Consider the following 24,787-nt stretch of genomic DNA (forward strand, 5'->3'; position numbering starts at 1 on the left):
CATGAACACAGTCGCCGCAGTACAAATGATTTCCTCGCCGTCCGTGACGGACAATATCGCCACCGCGCGCCGCCTGGTCACCCAGGCCGCCGAGGCCGGCGCCACGCTGGTGCTGCTGCCGGAATACTGGGCCATCATGGGCCTGAACGACAGCGACAAGGTGGCCGTGGCCGAGCCGCTGGGCCAGGGGCCGATCCAGGACTTCATGTCCGCGCTGGCCAAGGAACTGGAAATCTGGCTGATCGGCGGCACGCTGCCGCTGGCATCAAGCGATCCTGATAAAGTCATCAACACCACGCTGGTCTACAACCCGCGGGGCGAGCACGTGGGCCGCTACGACAAGATCCACCTGTTCGGCTTCACCAAGGGCACGGAGTCGTACAACGAATCGAAGACCATCGTGCCGGGCAAGCATGTCGGCGTGTTCGAGGCGCCGTTCGGCAAGGTCGGCATGTCGGTCTGCTACGACCTGCGCTTCCCCGAGCTGTACCGCGCGATGGGGCCTGTGTCGCTGATCGTCGTGCCGGCCGCGTTCACCTACACCACCGGCCACGCGCACTGGGAGATCCTGCTGCGCGCGCGCGCCATCGAGAACCAGTGCTACGTGCTGGCCGCGGCGCAGGGCGGCAACCATCCGAACGGCCGCCGCACCTGGGGCCACAGCATGCTGATCGACCCGTGGGGCGCGGTCAAGGCGGTGCTGGCCGAGGGCGAGGGCGTGATCCACGGCGACATCGATTTGATGTTCATGGACAGCGTGCGCCAGAGCCTGCCGGCACTGAAGCACCGGACCATGTGAACTCCGCTACAATTGCAACACACCACTAGAAGACACTATCATGAAGCCATTTGAACCGAACCTGTCCACCCTCGCCGTGGCGCGCGACATCCTGCTGACGCCGTTCGGACTGGACGAAGCCAAGCTGCTCAAGACGCTGGGCTCGATGTTCACGCACAAGGTCGACTACGCCGACCTGTATTTCCAGTTCACCAAGAACGAGGGCTGGAGCCTGGAAGAGGGCATCGTCAAGACCGGCAGTTTCTCGATCGACCAGGGCGTCGGCGTGCGCGCCGTGTCGGGCGACAAGACCGCCTTCGCCTACTCGGACGACATCTCCGAAGCGGCCCTGATGGACGCGGCCTCGGCCACGCGCACCATCGCCCGCGCCGGCGCCGGCAAGATCAAGGTGGCCGGCGCGATGACGCCGACCGGCGGCCGCTCGCTGTACCTGCCCAACGACCCGCTGGCCTCGCTCGACGCGACCGCCAAGGTCAAGCTGCTCGAGCGCGTTGAAAAAATGGCGCGCGCCAAGGATCCGCGCGTGGTGCAGGTGATGGCCAGCCTGGCCGGCGAATACGACGTGGTGCTGGTGGTGCGCAGCGACGGCGTGCTGGCGGCCGACATCCGTCCGCTGGTGCGTGTCTCGCTGACGGTGATCGTCGAGCAGAACGGCCGGCGCGAGATGGGCTCGTCCGGCGGCGGCGGCCGCTACGACTACGGCTACTTCAGCGACAGCCTGCTGGAACAATACGCGGCCGACGCCGTCAACTCGGCGGTGGTCAACCTGGACGCGCGTCCGGCCCCGGCCGGCCCGATGACCGTCGTGCTGGGACCGGGCTGGCCCGGCATCCTGCTGCACGAGGCGATCGGCCACGGCCTGGAGGGCGACTTCAACCGCAAGGGTTCGTCGACCTTCTCCGGCCGCATCGGCGAGCGCGTGGCCGCCAAGGGCGTGACGGTGGTGGACGACGGCACGCTGGCCGACCGCCGCGGCTCGCTCAACATCGACGACGAAGGCAACCCGACCCAGTGCACCACGCTGATCGAGGACGGCATCCTGAAAGGCTACATCCAGGACACCATGAACGCGCGCCTGATGAAGATGCCGGTCACCGGCAACGCCCGCCGCGAATCGTTCGCCCACCTGCCGATGCCGCGCATGACCAACACCTACATGCTGGGCGGCGACAAGGACCCGGCGGAAATTTTGGCCTCGGTCAAGAACGGCCTGTACGCGGTCAACTTCGGCGGCGGCCAGGTCGACATCACCAACGGCAAGTTCGTGTTCTCCGCCAGCGAGGCCTACATGATCGAGGACGGCAAGGTGACCTACCCGGTCAAGGGCGCCACCCTGATCGGCAACGGCCCGGAAGTGCTGAACCGCGTCTCCATGATCGGCAACGACATGCGCCTGGATCCGGGCGTGGGCGTGTGCGGCAAGGAAGGCCAGAGCGTGCCGGTGGGCGTCGGCCAGCCGACCCTGCGCATCGACGGCGTGACCGTCGGCGGCACGGCCTGAGCCACGGATAGTCATAAGCTTATAGCCATAAACTGCTTGCCAATCCGCGAACAATAGCGTTATAGTCGTTTAAACACCACACGGAAACCCGTTCATGACCCGCTTCTTCTTTACCGGCCATTTTTACTTTAGCAATTCCAACCCAAAGGCGGTGGAGTAGCGGCCGGTACACGTAGAAGCAAAAACGAGTTCCTGCAAATTCCAAAAAAACCGCCTTCCGAGGCGGTTTTTTTTTTAATGTTTTTTTGAACTTTCACCCTTAGCTCAATTGGAGAACAGCATGCCCCGTACCGATGATTTGCGCATCCGCGAAATGAAGGAATTGACGCCGCCGTCCCACCTGATACGCGAATTCGCATGCACCGAGCAAGCCGAGCAGACCGCCGCCGACGCCCGCGTCGCGCTGCACCGCATCCTGCACGGCCAGGACGACCGCCTGATGGTGGTGATCGGCCCGTGCTCGATCCACGATCCCAAGGCCGCGATGGAATACGCGCGCCGCCTGGTGGTGCTGCGCCGCGAACTGTCGGCCGACCTGGAGATCGTCATGCGCGTGTACTTCGAGAAGCCGCGCACCACGGTCGGCTGGAAGGGCATGATCAACGACCCGTACATGGACAGCAGCTTCCGCATCAACGACGGCCTGCGCATGGCGCGCCAGCTGCTGCGCGACATCAACGAGCTGGGCCTGCCGGCCGGCACCGAATACCTGGACGTGATCAGCCCGCAATACATCGCCGACCTGATCAGCTGGGGCGCGATCGGCGCCCGCACCACCGAATCGCAGGTGCACCGCGAGCTGGCTTCCGGCCTGTCGTGCCCGGTTGGCTTCAAGAACGGCACCGACGGCAACGTCAAGATCGCGGTCGAGGCGATCAAGGCCGCGTCGCAGCCGCACCACTTCCTGTCGGTGACCAAGGGCGGCCACTCGGCCATCGTCTCGACCAACGGCAACGAGGACTGCCACATCATCCTGCGCGGCGGCAAGGCGCCCAACTACGACGCGGCCAGCGTCGATGAAGCCTGCAAGGCCATCGCGGCCCAGGGCCTGGCGGCGCGCCTGATGATCGACGCCTCGCACGCCAACAGCTCCAAGAAGCCGGAGAACCAGGTGCCGGTATGCGCCGACATCGGCCGCCAGGTGGCGGGCGGCGACAACCGCATCGTCGGCGTGATGGTGGAATCGCACCTGGTGGCGGGCCGCCAGGACCTGGTGCCGGGCAAGGAACTGACCTACGGCCAGTCGGTCACCGACGGCTGCATCGACTGGGATAGCAGCGTGCAAGTGCTGCAGGACCTGGCCGCCGCCGTGCGCCAGCGCCGTCTTGCCACCCAGGCGGCGGAGGCCGCGTCCAAGTAACAAAACGTAGTGCCGTTACACTCAAGATACAAAGGGACCCAATCGCCACTTGGGTCCCTTTGTTTTTGCGGATCGCTATCAATACTGTTGTAAGAACCACGAATGCGACACGAGTTCGATTGACCTTAACTTCCTCGCATGTTTTTATATAAAGCATGGGTGGTGTCGTTGAACACCTTCCTACGTTAATTCACCAGTCCCGTCCAAGACTCGCGACCTGTTGCCATCCCGGCGGCGGGCGTTGGACCGGTGCATCCAAAAATAATAGCGGAGGTTAGTCATGATTCAAGAAACAGTGTTGGCGCGTTCCCTGCGGTTGATGTTCTCGGGCGGCGCCCTGGCCGGACTGGGCCTGCTGGCCCTGCCGGCGATGGCGCAGGACGCGCCGGCCAGCGGCCAGGCCGCGCAGCCGATGCAGCGGGTCGAGATCACCGGCTCGGCCATCAAGCGCATCGCCAAGGAGGGCGCGCTGCCGGTGCAGGTGCTGACCAGCGCCGACATCAAGCAGAGCGGCGCCACCTCCGCGACCGACCTGATCCAGATGCTGCCGTCGATGCAGGGCTTTGTGCCGGCGTCCAGCTCGGTCAACGGCGGCGGCGCCGGCGTCACCACGGCCTCGCTGCACTCGCTGCCGTCGAAGTACACGCTGGTGCTGCTGGACGGCCAGCGCCTCGCGCCCAGCCTGCTGGGCAACGGGCAGGGCGGCGGCTACGCCGTCAACATCGAGAGCATCCCGCTGGAGGCGGTGGAACGGGTCGAGATCCTCGGCGACGGCGCCTCGGCGCTGTACGGCTCGGACGCGATCGCCGGCGTGGTCAACTTCATCCTGAAAAAGAACCTGACCAAGGGCGAGGCCTACGCCACCTACGGCCAGCCGCGCAAGTCCGGCGGGCGCTGGTCCAGCGCCGGCCTGACCAAGGGCTGGGGCGACCTCGACACGGACAAGTTCAACATCCTGTTCTCGTACAGCCACGACGAGCAGCAACGCCTCACCGCGCTGCAGCGCGACTTCTCGGCGCAGGGCGCCTTCTTCAAGTTCGGCAGCGGCGGCAAGCAGTACTGGTTCGACCAGCGCACCGGCAACACCGAGCCGGCCAACATCACCTTCAACGTGCGCCCGCGCGGCTCGGCCGATTCGGTCGAGACCAGCGGCGTGGCGATCAATCCCTACCTGGCCGCGCGCGGCAATTGCGGCAGCCCGCTGGCCGGCCCGCTGGGCGCGCAGTGCCGCTTCAACTACGGCGCCACCGTCGAGGACGTACCCGGCTCGCGGCGCGACAGCGGCCTGTTGAAAGGCACCTGGCAGCTCAACGAGGACACCAAGCTGTGGGGCGAGCTGGTGCTGTCGAGCTATTCGATGACCGCGCAGTACGCGCCGTCCGCGCAGCCGATGGGCGTCAACTCCACCGACCGCTTCCCGCAGCTGTACCAGCGCTACATCCAGCCCTACCTGGACGCCAACAACCTGGAGAACCCGACCGGCGACGCCACGCTGGGCTACCGCTCGGTGCTGATCGGCGGCCGCGCCGACGAGTACATCACCGACGCCCGCCACTTCGCGCTCGGCGTCGACGGCAACGCCTGGGGCTGGAGCTACAACGCCAGCCTGATCCTGTCGCAAAACAAGATCAAGGACAACGCCGCCGGCGGCTACTCGGACTTCGACAAGCTCAACGCGCTGGTGGCGTCGGGCGTCTACGATCCGGTGATGGGCACCGGCGCCGACCAGCTGCGCGGCGCGCTGGTCAACGGCACCACCTTCTCGACCAACACCTCCAAGCTGAACACGCTGCACGCGGGCGCGCAGCACGACCTGTTCAACCTGCCGGGCGGCACCTCCATCGTCTCGCTGGGCGGCGACTATTCCAAGACCCGCTACCAGATCGCCTACCACCCGACCATCCTGGCCAACTCCGGCTACGTCAGCCAGCCGGCGTCGGCCAACTACCCGGTCGGCGGCAACTACGGCCAGGTGCCGTTCGACGCCCGCCGCGACAACTGGGGCGTCTACGGCGAGGTGCTGCTGCCGCTGGCCAAGACCTTCGAGGCCACCGTCTCCGGCCGCTACGACAGCTACGACAAGACCCACAGCGAGTACATCTTCGCCAAGCTGGCCGACGCCAGCGGCCTGCGTCCGCAACTGCCGTCGGGCGAGGTCGGCAACTCCTTCAGCGCCGGCACCTACAAGGTCAGCGCGCGCTGGACCCCGGTCGAGACGCTGCTGCTGCGCGCCGCCTACGGCACCGGCTTCAAGACGCCCAACATCAGCGACATCGCCGGCGCGCCGACCTTCTACGGCAGCACCGCCGGCAGCTACGCCTGCCCGTTCCCCGGCTCGCCCGGCTGCCAGGTGGGCCAGGCCCAGTATGACCTGCTGACCGGCCCGAACGGCGCCAGCGGCAGCGACGGCTTGCAGCCGGAAAAATCCAAGCAGTGGACGCTCGGTGGGCGCATCGAGGCGCTGCGCGGCCTGTCGCTGGGGCTGGACTTGTGGAATGTGCAGATCCGCAACCAGGTGCTGTCGGCCGGCGTGCCGGAGCAGGTCGGCTTCGCCAACCCGCAGCAGTACCAGCGCCTGTTCGTCAACCCTTATCCCGACCCGGCCGGCTACACCACGATCGGCTACCTGCAGGCGCCGATCAACGGCGGCGTCGCCAACTACCGCGGCGTGGACTGGGACTTCAGCTACCGCAACAAGTCGCCGATCGGCGACTGGAAGGCGGCCTGGACCGGCACGTACATGATCAAGCAGAACTACACCACCCAGGCCGACGGCGAGGTCCAGTCCAACCTGGGCCGCTTCGGCCCGGACAACGGCGTGGTGTTCCGCGTGCAAAGCAACCTGGCGCTGAGCCTGACCAACGGCAGGCTGACCAACACGCTGACGGCGCACTACAAGTCGGGCTACCACGACCAGGCCTATCCGGCGGACACGGCCATCTTCGCGGTCAACCCGGACGGCAGCGTGGGCGATTCGGTGGCCTTCGGCGGCTTGTGGACGCCGTCGTACACCACCTTCGACTGGCAGGGCAAGTATGACTTCGGCCGCTTCTCGCTGACCGCGGGCATCAAGAACCTGTTCGACCGCAATCCGCCGCTGACCCTGCAGAACGCCGGCGGCGGCAACCAGCTCGGCTACGATGGACGCTACACCGATCCGGCCGGGCGCTCGTTCTACCTGACCGGCAACTACAAGTTCTGACGCCACAAAGAAAAATCCCCGGCACGGGCCGGGGACTCAGGGGGGCAGCGAACGCTGGAAACCAGCTTAGAACTTGTACGAAGCGTTCACGTAGAAGGTGCGGCCCAGCGGGTCGGTGTAGCGGCCGTCGTAGCCCACCTGGTTACCGCCGCCCGAGTTACGCACGGACAGCGGAGGGTCCTGGTCCAGCAGGTTCTTGATGCCGGCGGTCAGGGTCAGGTTCTTGATGTAGTCGGCCTTGATCTGGTAGTCGACCGTGGTGTACGACTTGACGTCGCGTTCCATGGCGACCGCGCCGCCGATGCTGCCGTCGGCGTTGACCACTCGTACTGCCGCGTCATCCGCGGTCAACGGCTTGTCGTGGTAGCCGCTGCGGTAGTTGACGGTCAGCGAGTTGGTCATCTTGTCCGACGACTTCAGCGAGAACACCACCTTCGAGATCAGGCGGAACACCACGTCGTCGTAGGAGTTGAAGCGGCCGATGCTCTTCTCGGTGCCGACCAGCGGTACATCCTGTTCAGCCTTGAGCATGTAGGTACCGGTCCAGTTCACGCTGGCCTTGCCGATCGGCGTGGCGGAGCGGAAGGTGGTATCCCAGTCCAGGCCGCGGAAGTGCGACGTCGCCAGGTTCAGCGGTTTGCGGATCGCCACCAGCACGTTGCTCTTCTGGATAGGATCGGCGTACACCGCGATGTACTGGTTCAGTTCAGCCTTGGTGTACAGCTGATCCTGCGAGTAGGTGCGGATCTGGTTCTTCAGCTTGACGTCCCACATGTCCAGGCCGAACGACAGCATGGTGTTCGGTTCCAGGCGGAAGCCCAGCGTGGCCTGCTTGGATTCCTCCGCTTTCAGCGCGCCATCGCCGCTGGCCGGATTGCCGACGTCCAGCAGCGCGTATTCCGACGAGCCGGGACGGCAGTAGACCGCACGGGGATCCGGCGCATGGACCGGGCACGGGAACGGGTTCGACGAGCCGGCGTTCTTCAGCGGGTCGGCGATGTTGTTCATCGTCGGCGCCTTGAAGCCGGTGCCGTACGAGCTGCGCAGCAGCAGTTGCTGGGTCGGGGTGTAGCGCACCGACAGCTTGTAGGTGGCTTTGGCCACATCCTCGCCGATCTTGCCCGATGGCGAAGCCTTGCCGGCGGTGTCATAGCTGACGTTTTTCTTGTCGACCGCGGCGTAGCTGTCGTAGCGCACGGCGGCGGTGGCTTCCAGGTTCTTGGCGATTGGCATCAGCAGCTCGCCGAACGCGCCCCAGTTGGTGCGGCTGGCGTCGAGCGCCTGGGCGCCGGTGCCGCCGCCGATTTCCACGTCGGTCCAGCCTGGATTGCCGGGGCCGGGGCCCATGGCGATCTGCGACGGCGTGTCCTGGTAGGTCTGCTTGGTGAAGTCCGCGCCCACGCCCAGCGAGGCGGCGCCGCCCGGCAGGTCGAACACTTCGCGCGACGCGTGCGCGCCGATCACGTCGATCTTGGATTTGGTCACGTCCAGCTGCTGGTGCAGCACGGCCGGCGCCAGCACGGCGGCGGCGCCGGTGTTGGAGACGAAGGGATTGTAGGCGCCGGTGCGGACCAGTTCCTCGAACTTGTCGCCGCTCATGTAGCCGGCCAGCGCCTGGTCGGTCTGCTTGTTCTGCGAATGGGTGTAGGTGGCGCCCAGGTCCCAGCCGGCGTATGCGCTGTCGATGCCCAGCACGAAGTGGGCCGCGTCGGTGCGGTACTCGTCGGTGCGGCCACCGGCGTCGGCGCCGCGGTAGTACCACAGCGCGTCGGTGACGTCGGCCGGGTTCACGCCCTGGCCGGCCAGCAGCGGCACGATGCTCTTGTTGTAGGCGCCGATGTAATTCTGGTTGGTGGTCTTGACGCCGGTGACCGGGTCGGTGCTGAACACGGTCAACGGCTGGGCGGCCGGCGCGTAGCGCGCGGTACTGGCGAACTTGGACAGCACCAGTTCGCTGAACACGGTGGTCTCCTTGCCGACGCGCAGTTTGCCCGATGCGAACAGGCTGTCGCGCTTGAGCTCAGGCAGCAGCTGCACGGTGGCCGGGTAGTCGAAACGGCAGGCGCCGCTGCGCGAGAAGGTGTTCGGCTGGGTGCAGGAACCCTTGTTCAGCAGGTCGGTGTTGAGCACCACGTCGTCGGTCGGGGTCACCACTTCGACGTTGGCCGGGGTCGAGTTGATACTGGTTTGCCAGGTGGCGTACTGCTTGCCGTTTTCGGTGAAGCGGCGCACGCCGGATTTGGCGAAGTCGCGCTGGCGGGAGTTCAGTTCCTTCTGCTCGTCGTGGCTGTAGGCCAGCAGCACGTTGTAGCCGTCGGTCTCCAGGTCGCCGAAGCCCTTGGTGATCGAGATGTTGCCGCTCTTGCCGCCCGATTTCTCCGGGATGTCGAAGGTGCCTTCGACGGTCAGGTCGTGCACGTTCTTTTTCAGGATGAAGTTGACCACGCCGGCGATCGCGTCCGAGCCGTACAGGGTCGAGGCGCCGTCGGTCAGGATCTCGACGCGTTCGACGGCCGACAATGGAATGCTGGCCAGGTTGACCGCGCTGCCGGTGCCGTAAGGCGCCATGCGGCGGCCATTGAGCAGCACCAGCGTGTACTGGGTGCCGATGGCGTGGATCGACGCCGTCTGCACGCCGGCGCCGCCGCCGTTGATCGAGGTCGACGAGGTGATGAAGCCCTGCATCGACGGCAGTTGGGCGACCAGGTCGGCCACGTTGTTGGCGCCGCTTTGCTCGATGTCCGCGCGGGTCAGCGTCTGGACCGGCAGCGAGCCTTCCTTGGCGATGCGCTTGATCGACGAGCCGGTGATCTCGACGCGGGCGACGTTGTTGACGTCGCTTGTCTGCGCGACCGCCGCATGCATGCCCAGGGCCAGGCCGCTGGCACACAACAGACGCACGGACCGCGCCAATACTGTTTCAACCATCATTATCTTGCTCTCCCATGTAAAAACGATAAACCCCAGAGGTCTTCTGAATCTTGTGAAAAGAATCATTTATTCTTCACCTCTTCATCAGAGCATCCGCCCGTATTTACTGTCAATGATGGAAACATTTATTAATGGACAAACAGACGCCGCCGCGCGCGCCACCGGCGTGGCATCGATTTCAGGCAAAATGCGCTCTAATTTGGTGCGTCCCAACTTGCAATGTACAAAACGTTGTTTATTTTGTAAAAAGAAGGGAAAGTATGGCGTGGCCGTCGTCGGCGTGCAACACGTTGGTGCACGCGCGGCGGCGTGAACCTGGATTGCGTGCGATACAAAACGTTACATTAATGCGACAGTCGCCCAACGCAAAAAGCCCCGTCTTCCGAAAAAGACGGGGCTGCAAGATCACCGGCCCGGAAGCCGATGACCTGGGGCTTAGAACTTGTATGCCGCGGTCAGGTAGAAAGTACGGCCCAGCGGATCGGCGTAGCGGCCGTCGTAGCCCACCTGGTTGCCGCCGCCCGAGTTACGCACCGAGAACGGTGGGTCCTGGTCCAGCAGGTTTTTGATGCCGGCGGTCAGGGTCAGGTTCTTGATGTAGTTGGCCTTGATCTGGTAGTCCAGCGTGGTGTACGACTTGACGTCGCGCTCCATCGCCACCGCACCGCCGATGCTGCCGTCGTCCTTGACCGCGCGCACCGCTGCGTCGTCCGCGGTGAAGATCTTGTCGTGGTAGCCGGAACGGTAGTTCAGGGTCAGCGAGTTGGTCATCTTGTCGGACGTCTTCAGCGCGAACACGATCTTGCTGATGACGCGGAACACCACGTCGTCGTAGGAATCGAAACGGCCGATCGATTTTTCCGTGCCGACGCCAGGGACGTCCTGCTCAGCCTTGAGCATGTAGGTACCGGTCCAGTTCACGCTGGCCTTGCCGATCGGCGTGGCCGAGCGGAAGGTGGTGTCCCAGTCCAGGCCGCGGAAGTGCGACGAGGCCAGGTTCAGCGGTTTGCGCACGGCCACCAGCACATTGCTCTTCTGGATAGGGTCCGCATACACGGTGATGTACTGGTTCGCCAGCACCGGATTGGTGAACAGCTGGTCCTGCGAGAAGGTGCGGATCTGGTTCTTCAGCTTGACGTCCCACATGTCCAGGCCGAACGAGATCATGGTGCTCGGCTCCAGGCGGAAGCCAACGGTCGCTTGCTTGGACTCCTCCGCCTTCAGCGCGCCGTCGCCGGTGGATGGGTTGCCGCTGTCGAGCAGGCCGTATTCCGATGCGCCCGGACGGCAGTAGACAGCACGCGGATCCGGTGCTTTGACCGGGCACGGGAAGTTGTTCGACGAGCCGGCGTTCTTCAACGGGTCGGCGATGTTGTTCATCGTCGGCGCCTTGAAGCCGGTGCCGTAGGAGCCGCGCAGCAGCAGCGCCTGGGTCGGCGTGTAGCGCACGGCCAGCTTGTAGGTGGCCTTGGCCACGTCTTCGCCGACCTTGCCCGATGGCGAAGCATTGCCGGTGGTGTCATAGCTGACGTTTTTCTTGTCGACGGCGGCGTAGCTGTCGTAACGCACAGCGGCGGTCGCTTCCAGGTTCTTGGCGACCGGCATCAGCAACTCGGCGAAACTACCCCAGTTGTTGCGGCTGGCGTCGAGCGCCTGCGAGCCGGTGCCGCCGCCGATTTCCACGTCGGTCCAGCCTGGATTGCCCGGGCCTGGGCCCATGGCGATCTTCGATGGCGTGTCCTGGTAGGTCTGCTTGGTGAAGTCCGCGCCGAGGCCCAGCGCCGCGGCGCCGCCCGGCAGGTTGAACACTTCACGCGAAGCGTGCGCGCTGACCACGTCGATCTTGGACTTGGTCACGTCCAGTTCCTGGCGCAGCACGGCCGGTGCCAGCAGCGCGGCGGCGCCGGAGGTGGATTCGAACGGGTTGTAGGCGCCGGTGCGGACCAGTTCCTCGAACTTGTCGCCGCTCATGTAACCGGCCAGGGCGCGGTCGGTCTGCTTGTTTTGCGAATGGGTGAAGGCGCCGCCGACATCCCAGCCCGCGTACGAGCTGTCGATGCCGATCACGAAGTGGGCCGCGTCGGTGCGATACTCGTCGGTACGGCCGCCGGCGTCGGCGCCGCGGTAGTACCACAGCGCGTCGGTGACGTCGGCCGGGTTGATCTTCTGGCCCGGCAGCAGCGGCACGACGCTCTTGTTGTAGGCGCCGATGTAGCTGTTGTTGATGGTCTTCACGCCCGACACCGGATCGGTGCTGAACACGGTCAGCGGCTGGGCGGCCGGCGCGTAGCGCGCGGTGTTGGTGAACTTCGACAGCACCAGTTCGGTGAACACGGTGGTGTCCTGGCCGAGGCGCTTGGTGGCGGAGGCAAAGATGCTGTCGCGCTTCAGCTCAGGCAGCAGCTGGACCGTGGAAGCGTAGTCGAAACGGCAGGCGCCGCTGCGCGAGAAGGTGTGCGGCTGGGTGCACGAACCTTTGTTGAGCAGGTCGGTGTTGAGCACGACGTCGTCGTCGGCGGTCACCACTTCGACGTTGGCCGGGGTCGAGTTGATACTGGTTTGCCAGGTGGCGTACTGCTTGCCGTCCTTGGTGAATTTATGCACGCCGGATTTGGCGAACTCGCGCTGGCTGGCGTTCAGTTCCTTCTGCTCGTCGTGGCTGTAGGCCAGCAGCACGTTGTAGCCGTCCGTTTCCAGGTCGCCGAAGCCTTTGGAGATGGAGATGTTGGTGCTCTTGCCGCCCGATTTCTCCGGCGCGTTGACGGTGCCTTCGATGGTCAGGTCGCGCTGGTTCTTTTTCAGGATGAAGTTGACCACGCCGGCGATCGCGTCCGAGCCGTACAGCGTCGAGGCGCCGTCGGTCAGGATCTCGACGCGTTCGACGGCCGACAATGGAATGCTGGCCAGGTTGACCGCGCTGCCGGTGCCGTAAGGCGCCATGCGGCGGCCATTGAGCAGCACCAGCGTGTACTGGGTGCCGATGGCGTGGATCGACGCGGTCTGCACGCCGCCGCCGCCACCGTTGACCGAGGTCGACGAGGTGATGAAGCCTTGCATCGACGGCAGTTGGGCGACCAGGTCGGCCACGTTGTTGGCGCCGCTTTGCTCGATGTCGGCGCGGGTCAGCGTCTGGACCGGCAGCGAACCTTCCTTGGCGATACGTTTGATCGACGAACCGGTGATCTCGACGCGGGCGACGTTTTCGCTGTCGCTCGTTTGCGCGAATGCGGCGTGCATCCCCAGGGCCAGGCCGCCGGCGCACAACAGGCGTACAGAGCGGGACAATACAGTTTCAACCATCATTATTTCTTGCTCCCATTGGAAAACGGTAAACACAGGGGTGTGATTTGTTTTTTTTATCGGCGGTGCCTTGCCGTTTGAAAAAAACACCAACGTTCTTTTCATCTGGTCATCAGATCACTTGGCGACATTTGCTGTCAACGGACAAGCTTTCATAGGAATAGCTATTAGTCATTCTTTACGTTGTAGCAAGAATGCGCCAAAAGAGGGGTGAAAAACGCTCTAATTTGGTGCATCTGGCAAATAAATGACGTAGAACGTTGATTCATCATCAAAAAAGAATCGAATATCTGGTGATATCGTCGGTTGGCCGCAACAAGTTGGTGCGATGCAATTTTATGAACCTGTCTTCATCCCGACACGCAGCGTTACATTTATGCGACAAGCCACCCCGCCACGCCCGCGTCGGGGTTTCCGCTGTGCAAGCCACTCTTAGTTAATGACTATCAGGCGACGATTCCGGCGGCGGAAAATTTGCTGTATTGTTCCAGCACTTATCAGGGGCTCGAGGAAGTCTATGCAGCGCATCAAATTCGCCGCCGTCGTGGCCGCCGCGTGCTGGTCGCTGGCGGCGCTGGCGGCGGCGCCGGTCAAAACCCTGCGCTACATCCTGCCGGCAGCCGAGGCCAGCTTCGATCCGGCGCTGGGGCGCGACTTATATACCGGTCACATCACCGAAGCCATCTTCGAGACCCTGTACACCTACGACTACCTGGCGCGCCCGGTCAAGCTGGCGCCCGAGACCGCCGCCGCGCTGCCGGAAGTGTCGGCCGACGGCCGCACCTACCTGATCCGCCTGAAGCCGGGCATCCACTTCACGCCCGATCCCGCGTTCGGCGGCAAGCCGCGCGAGCTGACCGTGGCCGATTACGTCTACTCGTGGAAGCGGCTGTTCGACCCCAGGCTGGCCTCGCCCAACAGCTGGCTGTTGGAGGGCAAGGTCGTCGGCCTGGACGCGCTGGCCGAGCGGGCCAAACAGACCGGCCATTTCGACTACGACGCCGACGTGCCCGGCCTGGAGCAGATCGACCGCTACACGTTGCGCATCCACCTGACCCATACCGACTTCAGCCTGGGCATGATCCTGGCCTACGAGCCGCTGGCGGCGGTGGCGCGCGAGGTGGTGGAGAAGTACGGCGACAGCAAGGGCGAGGTGGCCGGCCACCCGGTCGGCACCGGCGTCTACCGGCTGGGGCAGTGGATACGCGGCAGCCGCATCGTCCTCGAGGAAAACACCGGCCACCGCGCGGAAACCTGGGACTTCGCGCCCAGCGCCGAGGACCGCGCGGACGACGAGCGCATCGTGCGCCAGATGAAGGGCAAGAAGATCCCGCAGATCGGCCGCATCGAGATCAGCGTCCAGCTGGAGGACCAGTCGCGCTGGCTGTCCTTCACCAGCGGCGAGGCCGACCTGTTCTGGCTGGACGGCCCGCTCTCGCCCAAGGCGCTGGCCGACGGCAAGCTGCGGCCGGAGCTGGCCGCGCGCGGCATCCAGCTGTCGCGCATTGTCGATCCGGTGCTGACCTATTACTACTGGAATATGCGCGACCCGGTGGTGGGCGGCTTCGGCAAGGAGAAGATCGCCCTGCGCCGCGCCATCGCCATGGCGCACGACGTCGACGAGGAAATCCGCCTGGTGCTCAACAGCGAGGGGCGGCGGCTGGTGTTCCCCATCCCGCCGGGCGTGGACGGCCACGACCCGGATTACCAGGGCCTGCTGCGCTACGATCCGGTGCTGGCCAACCAGCTGCTGGACCGCTACGGTTATAAAAAGGGCGCGGACGGCTGGCGTACCCAGCCGGACGGCAAGCCGCTGGTCATCCGCTACACCTCGCGCAACGAGGCGGCCGGCGTGCTGATGGCCGAGCTGTGGCGCAAGACCTACAACCGGCTCGGCATCCGCATGGAAAACCAGCGCATGATCTTCAGCGACATCCAGCAGGCCGAGATGCTGTGCAAGCTGCAGACGCGCACCTACCAGTGGATGGCCGACTATCCGGACGGCGACAACTTCATGCAGCTGTTCTACGGGAAGAACATCAACCAGAACAACAACGGCTGCTACCAGGACGCGCAGTTCGACCAGTGGTACGAGGCCAGCCACAGCATGCCGCCGGGCCCGGCGCGCGACGCGCTGTACCGCAAGATGGCGCGGCTGCTGGAAGTGCAGGCGGCGGCCATGCCGGCCTACTCGCGCTACCGCAGCATGCTGGCGCAACCGGGCGTGCTGGGGTATAAGAAGCATCCCATCCTGCATCAGGAATGGAAGTACATCGATATCGAGCGCAAGGACCACGAATGATTGCTTATGTAGTGCGCCGCCTGTGGCAGATGCTGCCGACCATGCTGGGCGTGGTGCTGCTGGTGTTCGTGCTGTTTAACTGGGTGGGCGGCGACCCGGCCTTCATCCTGGCCGGCAAGATGGCCAACGCCGAGAGCATCGCCAACATCCGCCGCCAGCTGGGCGTGGACCAGCCGTACTACGTGCAGCTGTGGATCTTCATCAAGCAGATCGCCAGCTTCGACTTCGGCCTGAGCTGGGCGACCGGCGAGCCGGTGTCGCACATCATCGCCACGCGGCTGGGGCCGTCGCTGACGGTGCTGCTGCCGCTGACGCTGCTGGAGACGCTGCTGGGCATCGCGCTGGCGCTGGGCGTCGCCTTCGTGCGCGGCTCGCTGACCGACCGCGCGGTGATGATCGCCTGCACCGTCGGCATGTCGGTCAGCATCCTGGTGTACATCATCGTGTTCCAGTACGGGCTGGCGTACAAGCTGGGCCTGTTCCCGGTACAGGGCTGGGGCGAGGGCTTCTGGGAGAACCTGCTGCGCTACGCCACCTTGCCCATCCTGATCGGCCTGGCCGTCTCGATCGCGCCCACCCTGCGGCTGTACCGCAGCTTCGTGCTGGACGAGGTCGGCCAGGACTACGTGCGCACAGCGCGCGCCAAGGGCCTGGGCGAGCGCCGTGTGATGTGGGTGCACGTGCTGCGCAACGCCGCCATTCCCATCATCACGCACGTCATGGCCAACCTGCCGGCGTTGCTGATCGGCGCCTTCCTGCTGGAGCGTTTCTTCGGCATTCCCGGCATCGGCCGCGAGGTGATCCTGGCGGTGGAGCGCAGCGACTTCCCGGTGATCAAGGCGATCACCGTCTACGTGGCGGCGGCCACCATGGTGTTCAACCTGCTCACGGACCTGATGTACCAGGCGGTCGATCCACGGGTGCAACTGACATGACGGCCATCGTGCATAACGCATCGCCCGGCTTGTGGCGGCTGGCCTGGCGGCGCCTGCGCGCGGACCGCGTGGCGATGGCCTCGCTGGCCGTGGTGGCGGCTTTCTTGCTGATGCTGGTGTTGTCGGCCAGCGGATTGATCGTGGCCGACTGGGAGCGGGAGGTCGGCGTTAATTACGCGCCGCCCGGTTTTGTCGGCGCCGCGCCGGCGATGCAGGCCGCGCCCGCGCAGGCCGCGCAAGCCTTGCCGGACAATCCCTTCGACCCGTTGGCCGACGACATCCGCGCCTTGCGCGCGCAGCTCGCCGCCGGCGGCGAGGGCGCCATCGACATGTATGGCGTGACCGATCCGCTGGCCGCCGATCTGGCCCAGCTGCGCGGCGCGCGGGGCGGCACGGCGGCGGACCATGCTGGCGCTGGCCGCCTGGCGACCCTGCCGTTCGGCGGCGACAAATGGGGCCACGACATCATCAAGAAAACCATCAAGGGCGGCGAGACCTCGATCGTGGTCGGCCTGGTCGCGGCCCTGCTGGCGGTCAGCCTGGGCAGCTTGTTCGGCGCACTGTCCGGCTACTTCGGCGGCGTGGTGGACGACTTGTTCAACTGGTTCTACAGCATCTTCACCGCCATCCCATCGGTGCTGATGATACTGGCCGTGGCCGCCGTGCTGCAGCAGAAGGGCGTGGCGACCATCGTCCTCATCCTCGGCCTGACCGGCTGGACCGGCCCCTACCGCCTCATCCGCGCCGAGTACATCAAGCACAAGGCGCGCGAATACGTGCTGGCCGCCGACGCCATCGGCGCCTCGCACTGGCGCCGGATGTTCGTCCACATCTTCCCCAATGTCAGCCACGTCGCGCTGGTGCAGATGTCGATCCTGGTGGTCGGCTTCATCAAGGCCGAGGTCATCCTCAGCTTCCTCGGCTTCGGCGTGCCGGTCGGCGTGGTCTCGTGGGGCAGCATGCTCAACGAGGCGCAGAACGAATTGATCCTCGGCCGCTGGTGGCAGCTGACCGCCGCCGCCGTCGCCATGGCCCTGCTGGTGACGGCGTTCTCGCTGTTCACCGACGCGCTGCGCGACGCCCTCGACCCCAAGGTGAAATGATGGACGACACGCCACTGCTGGACATCGCCGACCTGCGCATCGCCTTCCGAGTCGACCGCCACGCGACCGTGGAGGCGGTTAAGGGCGTGTCGTTCCAGGTGCCGCGCAACGCCACCGTCGCGCTGGTGGGCGAATCGGGCAGCGGCAAGTCGGTCAGCTCGCTGGCCGTGATGGGCCTGCTGCCGGCGGACGCCACGCTCATCGACCCGGCCAGCAGCATCCGCTTCGACGGCCGCGACCTGCTGGCGCTGAACGCCGCCGAGCGCCGCGCCCTGTGCGGCAAGGACATCGCGATGATCTTCCAGGAACCGATGTCGTCGCTGAACCCGGTCTTCACTGTCGGCGCGCAGATCGTCGAAGTGCTGCGCCTGCACATGGGCATGAGCGCGGCCCAGGCCCGCCGCCGCGCGCTGGAGCTGCTGGACGAGGTCGGCATTCCCGATCCCGCCGTCAAGATCGACGCCTACCCGAGCCAGATGTCCGGCGGCCAGCAGCAGCGGGTGATGATCGCCATGGCCATCGCCTGCGAGCCCAAGCTGCTGATCGCCGACGAGCCGACCACCGCGCTGGACGTCACGATCCAGAAGCAGATCATGGAACTGATCGCGCGCCTGCAGAAGCGGCACGCGATGGCGGTGCTGTTCATCACGCACGACCTGGGGCTGGTGGCCGAGATCGCCGACCATGTGATCGTCATGCGCCACGGCGAGGTGCGCGAAGCCGGTCCGGCGCAGCAGGTGCTCGGCCAGCCGCGCGACGGCTACACCAAGGCCTTGCTGCACTGCCGGCCGTCGCTGGACGCGCGGCCCTGGCACCTGCCGGTGATCGCCGACTACCTGGCCGGCGTCGAGCACCAGCGTTTCGCCGGCGGCGACATCGCCGAAGGGCAGGGCGTGACGCCGCTGCATCCGCTGGAACGCCAGCGCGGCTACGGGCCGGACGACCAGCCGGTGCTGGTGGTGAACAAGCTGAGCAAGAGCTTCCATGTGCGCGAAGGCTGGTTCGGCAAGCGCGAGTTCCAGGCCGTCAAGGACGTGTCGTTCACGCTGGCGCGCGGCAAGACGCTGGGCGTGGTGGGGGAGTCCGGCTCCGGCAAGACCACCGTCGGCCTGACCTTGCTGCGGCTGCATCAGGCCAGCGGCGGCAGCGCCATGTTCGACGGCCGCGACCTGCTGGCGATGACGCCGCGCGAGTTCCAGGCCTACAAGCGCCGCATCCAGATCATCTTCCAGAACCCGTACGCCTCGCTGAACCCGCGCTTCACGGTAGGGCAGATCCTGCTGGAGCCGATGCGCATCCACCGCATCGGCGCCGACGACCGCGAGCGCACCGCCATCGCGCACGAGCTGCTGGAAAAGGTCGGCCTGCCGGCCACGGCCTTCCAGCGCTATCCGCACGAGTTCTCCGGCGGCCAGCGGCAGCGCATCGCCATCGCCCGCTGCCTGACGATGAAGCCGGAGATCCTGGTGTGCGACGAATCGGTGTCCGCGCTGGACGTCTCGGTGCAGGCCCAGGTGCTGAACCTGCTGCAGGACCTGCAGGACGAGTTCGGGCTGTCCTACATCTTCATCTCGCACGACCTGTCGGTGGTGAAATACATCGCCGACCGGGTGATGGTGATGCACCGTGGCGAGGTGGTCGAACTGGCCGATTCGGACCAGCTGTACCGCAATCCCGCGCACCCGTACACGCGCGCGCTGCTGGCGGCCATACCGCGGCACGGTTAAGCGTTTTTTAAGATAAGATATCCGTATGGCGAACTTAATCCTTTTATTGCAAGAATATGGCGTACTGATCGTGTTCGCCGTGGTGCTAGTCGAGCAGATCGGTTTGCCGATTCCGGCGTTTCCGCTGCTGATCGTGGCCGGCGCGCTGACGGTCAACGGCGAGAGCAACTGGCTGGCCGTGCTGTCGGTGAGCGTGGTCGCATGCCTGATCAGCGATTATTTCTGGTTCCGCGCCGGCCGCTACTACGGCAAGCGCATCCTGCGCCTGCTATGCAAGATTTCGCTGTCGCCCGACTACTGCGTCAGCCAGACCGAGGACAACTTCAACCGCTGGGGCCCGAAGGCGCTGGTCGTGGCCAAGTTCATCCCCGGCTTCAACACCATCGCGCCGCCGCTGGCGGGCGCCCTGGGCACCACCAACGCCACCTTCCTCGGTTTCAGCATCGCCGGCGGCATTGTCTGGAGCGGCACCGGCATCGCCCTCGGCGCCGGCTTCCACACCCAGATCGACCAGGTGCTGGACGTGCTGAGCACCATGGGCACCACCGCGCTGATCGTGCTGGGTGTGCTGCTGCTGTTGTTCGTCATCTTTAAATATGTCGAGCGCAAGCGCTTCCGCCAATCGGTGGAAATCGAGCGCATCACCATCGACGACCTGAAGAAGCTGCAGGAGCAGGGCAAGCACCCGATACTGATCGACGCCCGCAGCGCCACGGCGCAAATGCTGGAGCCCGCCGTGCCGGGCGCGCTGCTGTTCAACGGCGGCGAGCCCAGCCCTGAACTGATCGCGCTGGACAAGAACCATCACATCATCGTCTACTGCAGCTGCCCGAACGACGTCACCGCCGCCCACGTGGCGAAGGAGCTGATCAGCCACGGCTACACCCGTGCCCAGCCGCTGCACGGCGGCCTCGACGCCTGGAACGCCGCTTTCGGCACGCCCCGCGAAGTCGACGAGGGCAATACAGCCTCCGTCTGACCCCGCCACACCGCCCGCCTGGGCGGTTCTTTTTGCCTCTGAATGGGAGCGCTCCCACGGCGCGCTGACGTCCTGGGAATCGTAGTCATACTACGCAGAAAATATTCCGCATTGTAATTTCTTGTGGCAAAGCTGCCGCATGTGTACTAAAACTACAAACTTCACTTGCTTAGGATAGTGAAAATACCTTAAGCTTAGGCCTCAACTATTTTCGATCTATCATGACAGCTCAGTCCTTCCAAACGCCTCCCTCCCTGACCACTGCTTTCGCAAGTGGCCCGCGTCTGCTGGCGGACATCGGCGGCACCAACGCGCGCTTTGCGCTGGAAACCGCCCCGGGCAAGATTGAGGCGATCGAAGTACTGGCTTGCGCCGCGTATCCGACCTTGGCCGCCGCCCTGGTCGCCTACCTGGCCTCGCCGACCGTCACCCAGGCCGGCGTCACCGGTATCCGGAATGGCGCGATCGCTATCGCCAATCCGGTCACCGGCGACATGGTGCGCATGACCAACCACCACTGGGAATTCTCGATCGAAGCGCTGCGCCGCGAAGTCAATTTCGACACGCTGGTCGTGGTCAACGACTTCACCGCGCTGGCCAGCTCGCTGCCGCAGCTGTCGGCCACTCAGAAGCACCAGGTGGGCGGCGGCACGGCCATCGCCGGTACGCCGCTGGGTTTGATCGGCGCCGGCACCGGCCTCGGCGTTTCCGGCCTGATCCCGGGCAAGGACGGCTGGACCGCGCTGCTGAGCGAAGGCGGTCACGTCACCTTCTCGCCGGCCAACCCCACCGAAGTCGCCATCCTGCAATATGCATGGAAGGAATTCGAACACGTTTCCGCCGAGCGCCTGATGTCCGGCGCCGGTATCGAACTGATCTACCGCGCGCTGGCCGACCATACCGACATGCCGGCCGAAAAGCTGAGCGCCGCCGAGATCTCGCGCCGCGCGCTGGCCGGCGAGTGCACGCTGTGCGACGAAGTCATCGAAGCGTTCTGCTGCATGCTGGGCACCATCGCCGGCAACATCGCCGTCACGCTCGGCGCGCAGGGCGGCATTTATATCGGCGGCGGCATCGTTCCGCGCCTGGGCGCGCGTTTCGACCGCTCCGGCTTCCGCGCACGCTTCGAATCCAAGGGCCGCTTCAACAAATATCTGTCCGCCGTGCCGACCTGGGTGATCACCGCCGAATACCCGGCATTTGTAGGTGTTTCGGCAATCTTGTCGGAAAGACTTGCTACCGCGTAAGGCAAGTTACATTTCGATGACGTCGAAATGCGCTTTTTGTCGTTTTATCAGGTACAATTCGGCTTGTTGGATGAAACGTCTCTGCTCGGTCATGCCCGAAAGCCACGCTCCCCGAGGTCGTTTCACGTAAAAGGTGAGGGCCTCGGCCATTGCCGGCATGTCCCTCTCTCCCGCCTGGCGCACATCGGCCCGGGCGTCGGAAAAACAGCTTCAGCGAGTATTCCAGCTGTCAGCGCCATGGGTGCTGGCCATTGCCTCACTGAATGTGATTGAATTCTTTCTTGCATAAAAATGCAACCACAAGATTGCTATGGATACAGCTGAGGCTAAAAGAGTCCTCGAAACCGCTTTGCTATGCGCTCGTGAGCCATTGTCGATCCACAGTCTGAAGAAGCTGTTTGTCGAAGTGGACGATCAAGACCGGCCGCGCGGTCCCGGAGTCGGTTCCGATACGATCAAGGAATTGCTCGAAGAATTAAGGCTGGACTGGGCCGGCAAGGGCGTCGAAGTGATCAGCCTGTCGACCGGCTGGCGCTTCCAGAGCCGCCCCGAGATGAAGTTGTATCTCGACCGCCTGAATCCGGAAAAGCCGCCCAGGTACTCGCGGGCGACGCTGGAAACCCTGGCGATCATCGCCTACCGGCAGCCGGTCACCCGGGGCGATATTGAGGAAATACGCGGCGTAGCCGTCAATTCGCAGACGATCAAGATGCTGGAAGACCGTGGCTGGGTGGACGCCATCGGTTACCGCGACGTCGTCGGCCGCCCGGCTTTGCTGGGCACGACCAAGCAGTTTTTGGATGATTTGGGTTTGAATTCGCTGTCCCAGCTGCCTCCTTTGCAGCAAATCAGCGACTCGCAGGGTGGCGGACCGGACATGGAAGCGCTGGAAGCGGCCCTGCAGGAGAACTTTGACAAAGCGGCGCAGCAAGCCGCGCAACACCCAGATGGTACGGAGAGCGAGTTGCCAGCGGCCGAAGCAGTTGCCGCGACTAGCCCGGAAGCCGGCCAGGAAGCACAAACACAATCCGCGCCCGATGTAACGGTTGACGCTGAGCACAACCAAGAAACGAACAATGAACAATCCTAATTCCCCAGAGACAGTCAACGACGTAGCGCCGGCCGAAGCGGCCGCCAAGCCTAAACGCCGTACCAAGGCCCAGATCGAGGCCGATACCGCGGCAGCGGCAGCCGGCGACGCGACGGTCGCCGCCAAGCCGAAGCGCAAGACCAAGGCTGATGCCGAAGTCGCCGCCGCCGACGCACCGGCCCCGGTGAAAAAGCCGCGCGCCAAGCCGGCCGCCAAGTCCGCCGATGCCGCCGAAGCCGCGCCGCAAGCCGCCGCGCCCGCCGCCGCACCATCGCCGGTCGAAGCACCAGTCAAGGCGCCACGCGCCAAGAAGCCAGCCGCTGCTGTTGAAGCCGCGCCGGCAGAGCAGGCAGCACCAGCCGCAGCCCCGGCAGTCGAAGCGCAAGCCGCTCCTGTCGAAGGTGAACGCGCAGCGCGCGGCCCGCGCGGTCCGCGTGGCCCACGCCAGATGCGCGAACAGCGCGCCGTGCGCGAAGCGATGATGCCGCGTCCCGAGCCGGTCGCAGCGGCCGAGGGCGAAGCCGCTCCGGCGGTGGAAGGCGCGGCGCCAGCCGAAGGCGGCAAGCCACGCCACGAGCGCGGCCCACGTCCGGACGGCCAGCGCAACGGCAAGAACGGCAAGGGCAAGAACGGCAAGCCGCAGCGCGGCGGCCAGAACGCCGGCGGCGCCAAGCTCAACGATGCGGACGCCGCATTCTCGTACGTCACCTCGGACGCCTTCGACAGCGACGAGCCGGCCAAGGGCCGCCACGCCGCGCCGAAAGTGGTGCGCCGCGACCTGACCTCGGACGATGACGCACCCAAGCTGCACAAGGTCCTGGCCGAAGCCGGCCTGGGTTCGCGCCGCGACATGGAAGAACTGATCGTTGCCGGCCGTGTGTCGGTCAACGGCGAGCCGGCCCACATCGGCCAACGCATCCTGCCGACCGACGCCGTGCGCCTGAACGGCAAGCTGATCCAGCGCCGCGTCAGCAAGAAGCCGCCACGCGTGCTGGTGTACCACAAGCCCGCCGGCGAAATCGTCTCGATGGACGATCCGGAAGGCCGCCCATCGGTGTTCGACCGCCTGCCGACCATGAAGGCCGGCAAATGGCTGGCCGTCGGCCGCCTGGACTTCAACACCGAAGGCCTGCTGCTGTTCACCACGTCCGGTGACCTGGCCAACCGCCTGATGCACCCGCGCTACCACATCGACCGCGAATACGCCGTGCGTACGCTGGGCGTGCTGGAAGAAGGCATGCGCCAGAAGCTGCTGGCCGGCGTCGAGCTGGAGGACGGCCTGGCGCAGTTCTCCAAGATTGCCGACGGTGGCGGCGAGGGCATCAACAAGTGGTACCGCGTGATCATCGGCGAAGGCCGTAACCGCGAAGTGCGCCGCATGTTCGAAGCGATCGGCCTGACCGTGTCGCGCCTGATCCGTACCCGCTACGGTGCGATGACCTTGCCAAGCAGCCTGAAGCGCGGCCGCTGGGAAGAACTGGAAGAGAACACCGTGCGCGACATGCTGAGCGCCTACGGTGTCGACAAGAAGGGTGGCGACGCGCCTGCGCCGCGCGGCAAAGGCCCGCAGCAGCAAGCCAAGCCGGCCCAGAACAAGGGTCCGGAAAAGCGTCCGCAGCGCGGCCGTGGCGCCGAGCGCGATGACCGCGACTTCGACGATGACGACGAGGACGATCACGACGAACCGAACTTCAACCGCGCCGACGTCAGCAATGACAACGTGATGCCGTTCGCCAAAGCGCCGCGTGGCAATGGGCGTGGCCAGGGTGGTTTCGGTGGCGGCCAGGGTCGTCCAGGCGGCAATGGCCAGGGACGTCCGGGCGGCGCCCAGGGCAGCGGCCGTCCAGGCGGCAACGGCCAGGGCCGTCCGGCTGGTGGCGCGCAGACTTCAGGCCGTCCAGGTGGCCGTCCGCAAGGCATCGGCGGTTACGCAGGTGGCCGTCCGCTGGGCGAAGGCCCGGCGCGTCCACAAGGCCAGGGTCCGCGTCCGCAAGGACAGGGTCGCGGTCAGGGTGGGCAAGGCCAGGGCGGGCAGGGCGGCGGCCAATCTGCCAAGGGCCCGAGCCGTGGTCCGCGCCAGCCGGATCCGCTGCAGACCACTTTTGGTTTCGGCAACGCCAGCGCGCCGCGCCGCAACCAGCCGCCGCGCGGTGGCGCCATCGACCATGGCATGCCGCGCCGCCGCAAGGGTTGATTGCGTGCTTGACCCCGCTGCCGTAGCGCGGGGTTAGGCAGCGCATCGCGCCTGTTTGCGGGGCTTGTGGCCTTTTATGAACTGTTGTAAGCCTGCTTTTCCGCGCCATGCGGCATT

General features: G+C 65.2%; 16 protein-coding genes. 13 read left to right on the forward strand and 3 right to left on the reverse strand.

The window, feature by feature from the left end:
• Position 1 precedes the first annotated feature (1 nt).
• From ACUJB0_RS11500 to ACUJB0_RS11515, 4 genes are all read left to right on the forward strand, one after another.
• Positions 2-799: a carbon-nitrogen hydrolase family protein gene (locus ACUJB0_RS11500; RefSeq protein ID WP_444845340.1), complete on the forward strand. Its 798-nt coding sequence runs from the start codon at positions 2-4 to the stop codon at positions 797-799.
• Positions 800-839: 40 nt separating this feature from the next.
• Positions 840-2,300 (forward strand): metalloprotease TldD, encoded by a 1,461-nt coding sequence (tldD, locus tag ACUJB0_RS11505; protein ID WP_161096513.1) that lies wholly within the window; start codon positions 840-842, stop codon positions 2,298-2,300.
• Between the two features lie 280 nt (positions 2,301-2,580).
• A complete protein-coding gene (gene aroG / locus ACUJB0_RS11510; protein WP_161085199.1) occupies positions 2,581-3,660 on the forward strand; it encodes a 3-deoxy-7-phosphoheptulonate synthase AroG in 1,080 nt (359 codons plus the stop codon).
• Positions 3,661-3,940: 280 nt separating this feature from the next.
• Positions 3,941-6,862 (forward strand): TonB-dependent receptor domain-containing protein, encoded by a 2,922-nt coding sequence (locus ACUJB0_RS11515; protein WP_444845341.1) that lies wholly within the window; start codon positions 3,941-3,943, stop codon positions 6,860-6,862.
• Between the two features lie 66 nt (positions 6,863-6,928).
• Here ACUJB0_RS11515 and ACUJB0_RS11520 read toward each other — a convergent pair whose 3' ends face one another.
• Entirely contained in the window at positions 6,929-9,763 is a 2,835-nt protein-coding gene (locus ACUJB0_RS11520; protein ID WP_444845342.1) for a TonB-dependent receptor domain-containing protein, read from the reverse strand.
• 82 nt (positions 9,764-9,845) lie between these two features.
• On the opposite strand from ACUJB0_RS11520, the gene ACUJB0_RS11525 reads away from it, so the two are divergent.
• Complete coding sequence (locus ACUJB0_RS11525; RefSeq protein WP_444845343.1) at positions 9,846-10,106, forward strand: hypothetical protein; 261 nt, start codon at positions 9,846-9,848, stop codon at positions 10,104-10,106.
• A 122-nt stretch (positions 10,107-10,228) separates the two neighbouring features.
• Here ACUJB0_RS11525 and ACUJB0_RS11530 read toward each other — a convergent pair whose 3' ends face one another.
• The gene (locus ACUJB0_RS11530; RefSeq protein ID WP_444845344.1) at positions 10,229-13,078 is read right to left on the reverse strand and encodes a TonB-dependent receptor domain-containing protein; all 2,850 of its coding nucleotides are present in this window, start codon (positions 13,076-13,078) and stop codon (positions 10,229-10,231) included.
• 532 nt (positions 13,079-13,610) lie between these two features.
• Between ACUJB0_RS11530 and ACUJB0_RS11535 the strand changes: the two genes are divergently transcribed.
• The 6 genes from ACUJB0_RS11535 to ACUJB0_RS11560 all read left to right on the forward strand — a co-directional run bounded on the left by ACUJB0_RS11535 (position 13,611) and on the right by ACUJB0_RS11560 (position 21,386).
• A complete protein-coding gene (locus ACUJB0_RS11535) occupies positions 13,611-15,395 on the forward strand; it encodes an ABC transporter substrate-binding protein (protein ID WP_444845345.1) in 1,785 nt (594 codons plus the stop codon).
• Positions 15,392-16,330: an ABC transporter permease gene (locus ACUJB0_RS11540; RefSeq protein WP_444845346.1), complete on the forward strand. Its 939-nt coding sequence runs from the start codon at positions 15,392-15,394 to the stop codon at positions 16,328-16,330. Before ACUJB0_RS11535 ends, ACUJB0_RS11540 begins: the two co-directional genes overlap by 4 nt.
• Positions 16,327-17,433, forward strand: coding sequence for an ABC transporter permease (locus ACUJB0_RS11545; protein WP_444845347.1), 1,107 nt, complete (start codon positions 16,327-16,329; stop codon positions 17,431-17,433). Before ACUJB0_RS11540 ends, ACUJB0_RS11545 begins: the two co-directional genes overlap by 4 nt.
• A complete protein-coding gene (locus tag ACUJB0_RS11550) occupies positions 17,433-19,160 on the forward strand; it encodes an ABC transporter ATP-binding protein (protein WP_444845348.1) in 1,728 nt (575 codons plus the stop codon). The genes ACUJB0_RS11545 and ACUJB0_RS11550 overlap by 1 nt, the downstream gene beginning before the upstream one ends.
• A 25-nt stretch (positions 19,161-19,185) precedes the next feature.
• A complete protein-coding gene (locus ACUJB0_RS11555) occupies positions 19,186-20,139 on the forward strand; it encodes a VTT domain-containing protein (RefSeq protein ID WP_444845349.1) in 954 nt (317 codons plus the stop codon).
• Between the two features lie 221 nt (positions 20,140-20,360).
• Positions 20,361-21,386 (forward strand): glucokinase, encoded by a 1,026-nt coding sequence (locus tag ACUJB0_RS11560; protein ID WP_444845350.1) that lies wholly within the window; start codon positions 20,361-20,363, stop codon positions 21,384-21,386.
• Positions 21,387-21,392: 6 nt separating this feature from the next.
• Here ACUJB0_RS11560 and ACUJB0_RS11565 read toward each other — a convergent pair whose 3' ends face one another.
• Entirely contained in the window at positions 21,393-21,545 is a 153-nt protein-coding gene (locus ACUJB0_RS11565) for a hypothetical protein (RefSeq protein WP_158568768.1), read from the reverse strand.
• A 151-nt stretch (positions 21,546-21,696) separates the two neighbouring features.
• Between ACUJB0_RS11565 and scpB the strand changes: the two genes are divergently transcribed.
• Together scpB and ACUJB0_RS11575 are read left to right on the forward strand one after the other, a co-directional pair.
• Positions 21,697-22,476, forward strand: a complete 780-nt coding sequence (gene scpB / locus ACUJB0_RS11570) for an SMC-Scp complex subunit ScpB (RefSeq protein ID WP_444845351.1) — start codon at positions 21,697-21,699, stop codon at positions 22,474-22,476.
• Positions 22,463-24,670 (forward strand): pseudouridine synthase, encoded by a 2,208-nt coding sequence (locus ACUJB0_RS11575; RefSeq protein ID WP_444845352.1) that lies wholly within the window; start codon positions 22,463-22,465, stop codon positions 24,668-24,670. The genes scpB and ACUJB0_RS11575 overlap by 14 nt, the downstream gene beginning before the upstream one ends.
• The last annotated feature ends 117 nt before the right edge of the window (positions 24,671-24,787 follow it).

It is taken from the genome of Duganella caerulea (assembly GCF_040362985.1).
In the GTDB taxonomy this organism is placed as follows: Bacteria; Pseudomonadota; Gammaproteobacteria; order Burkholderiales; family Burkholderiaceae_D; genus Rugamonas; species Rugamonas vulcania.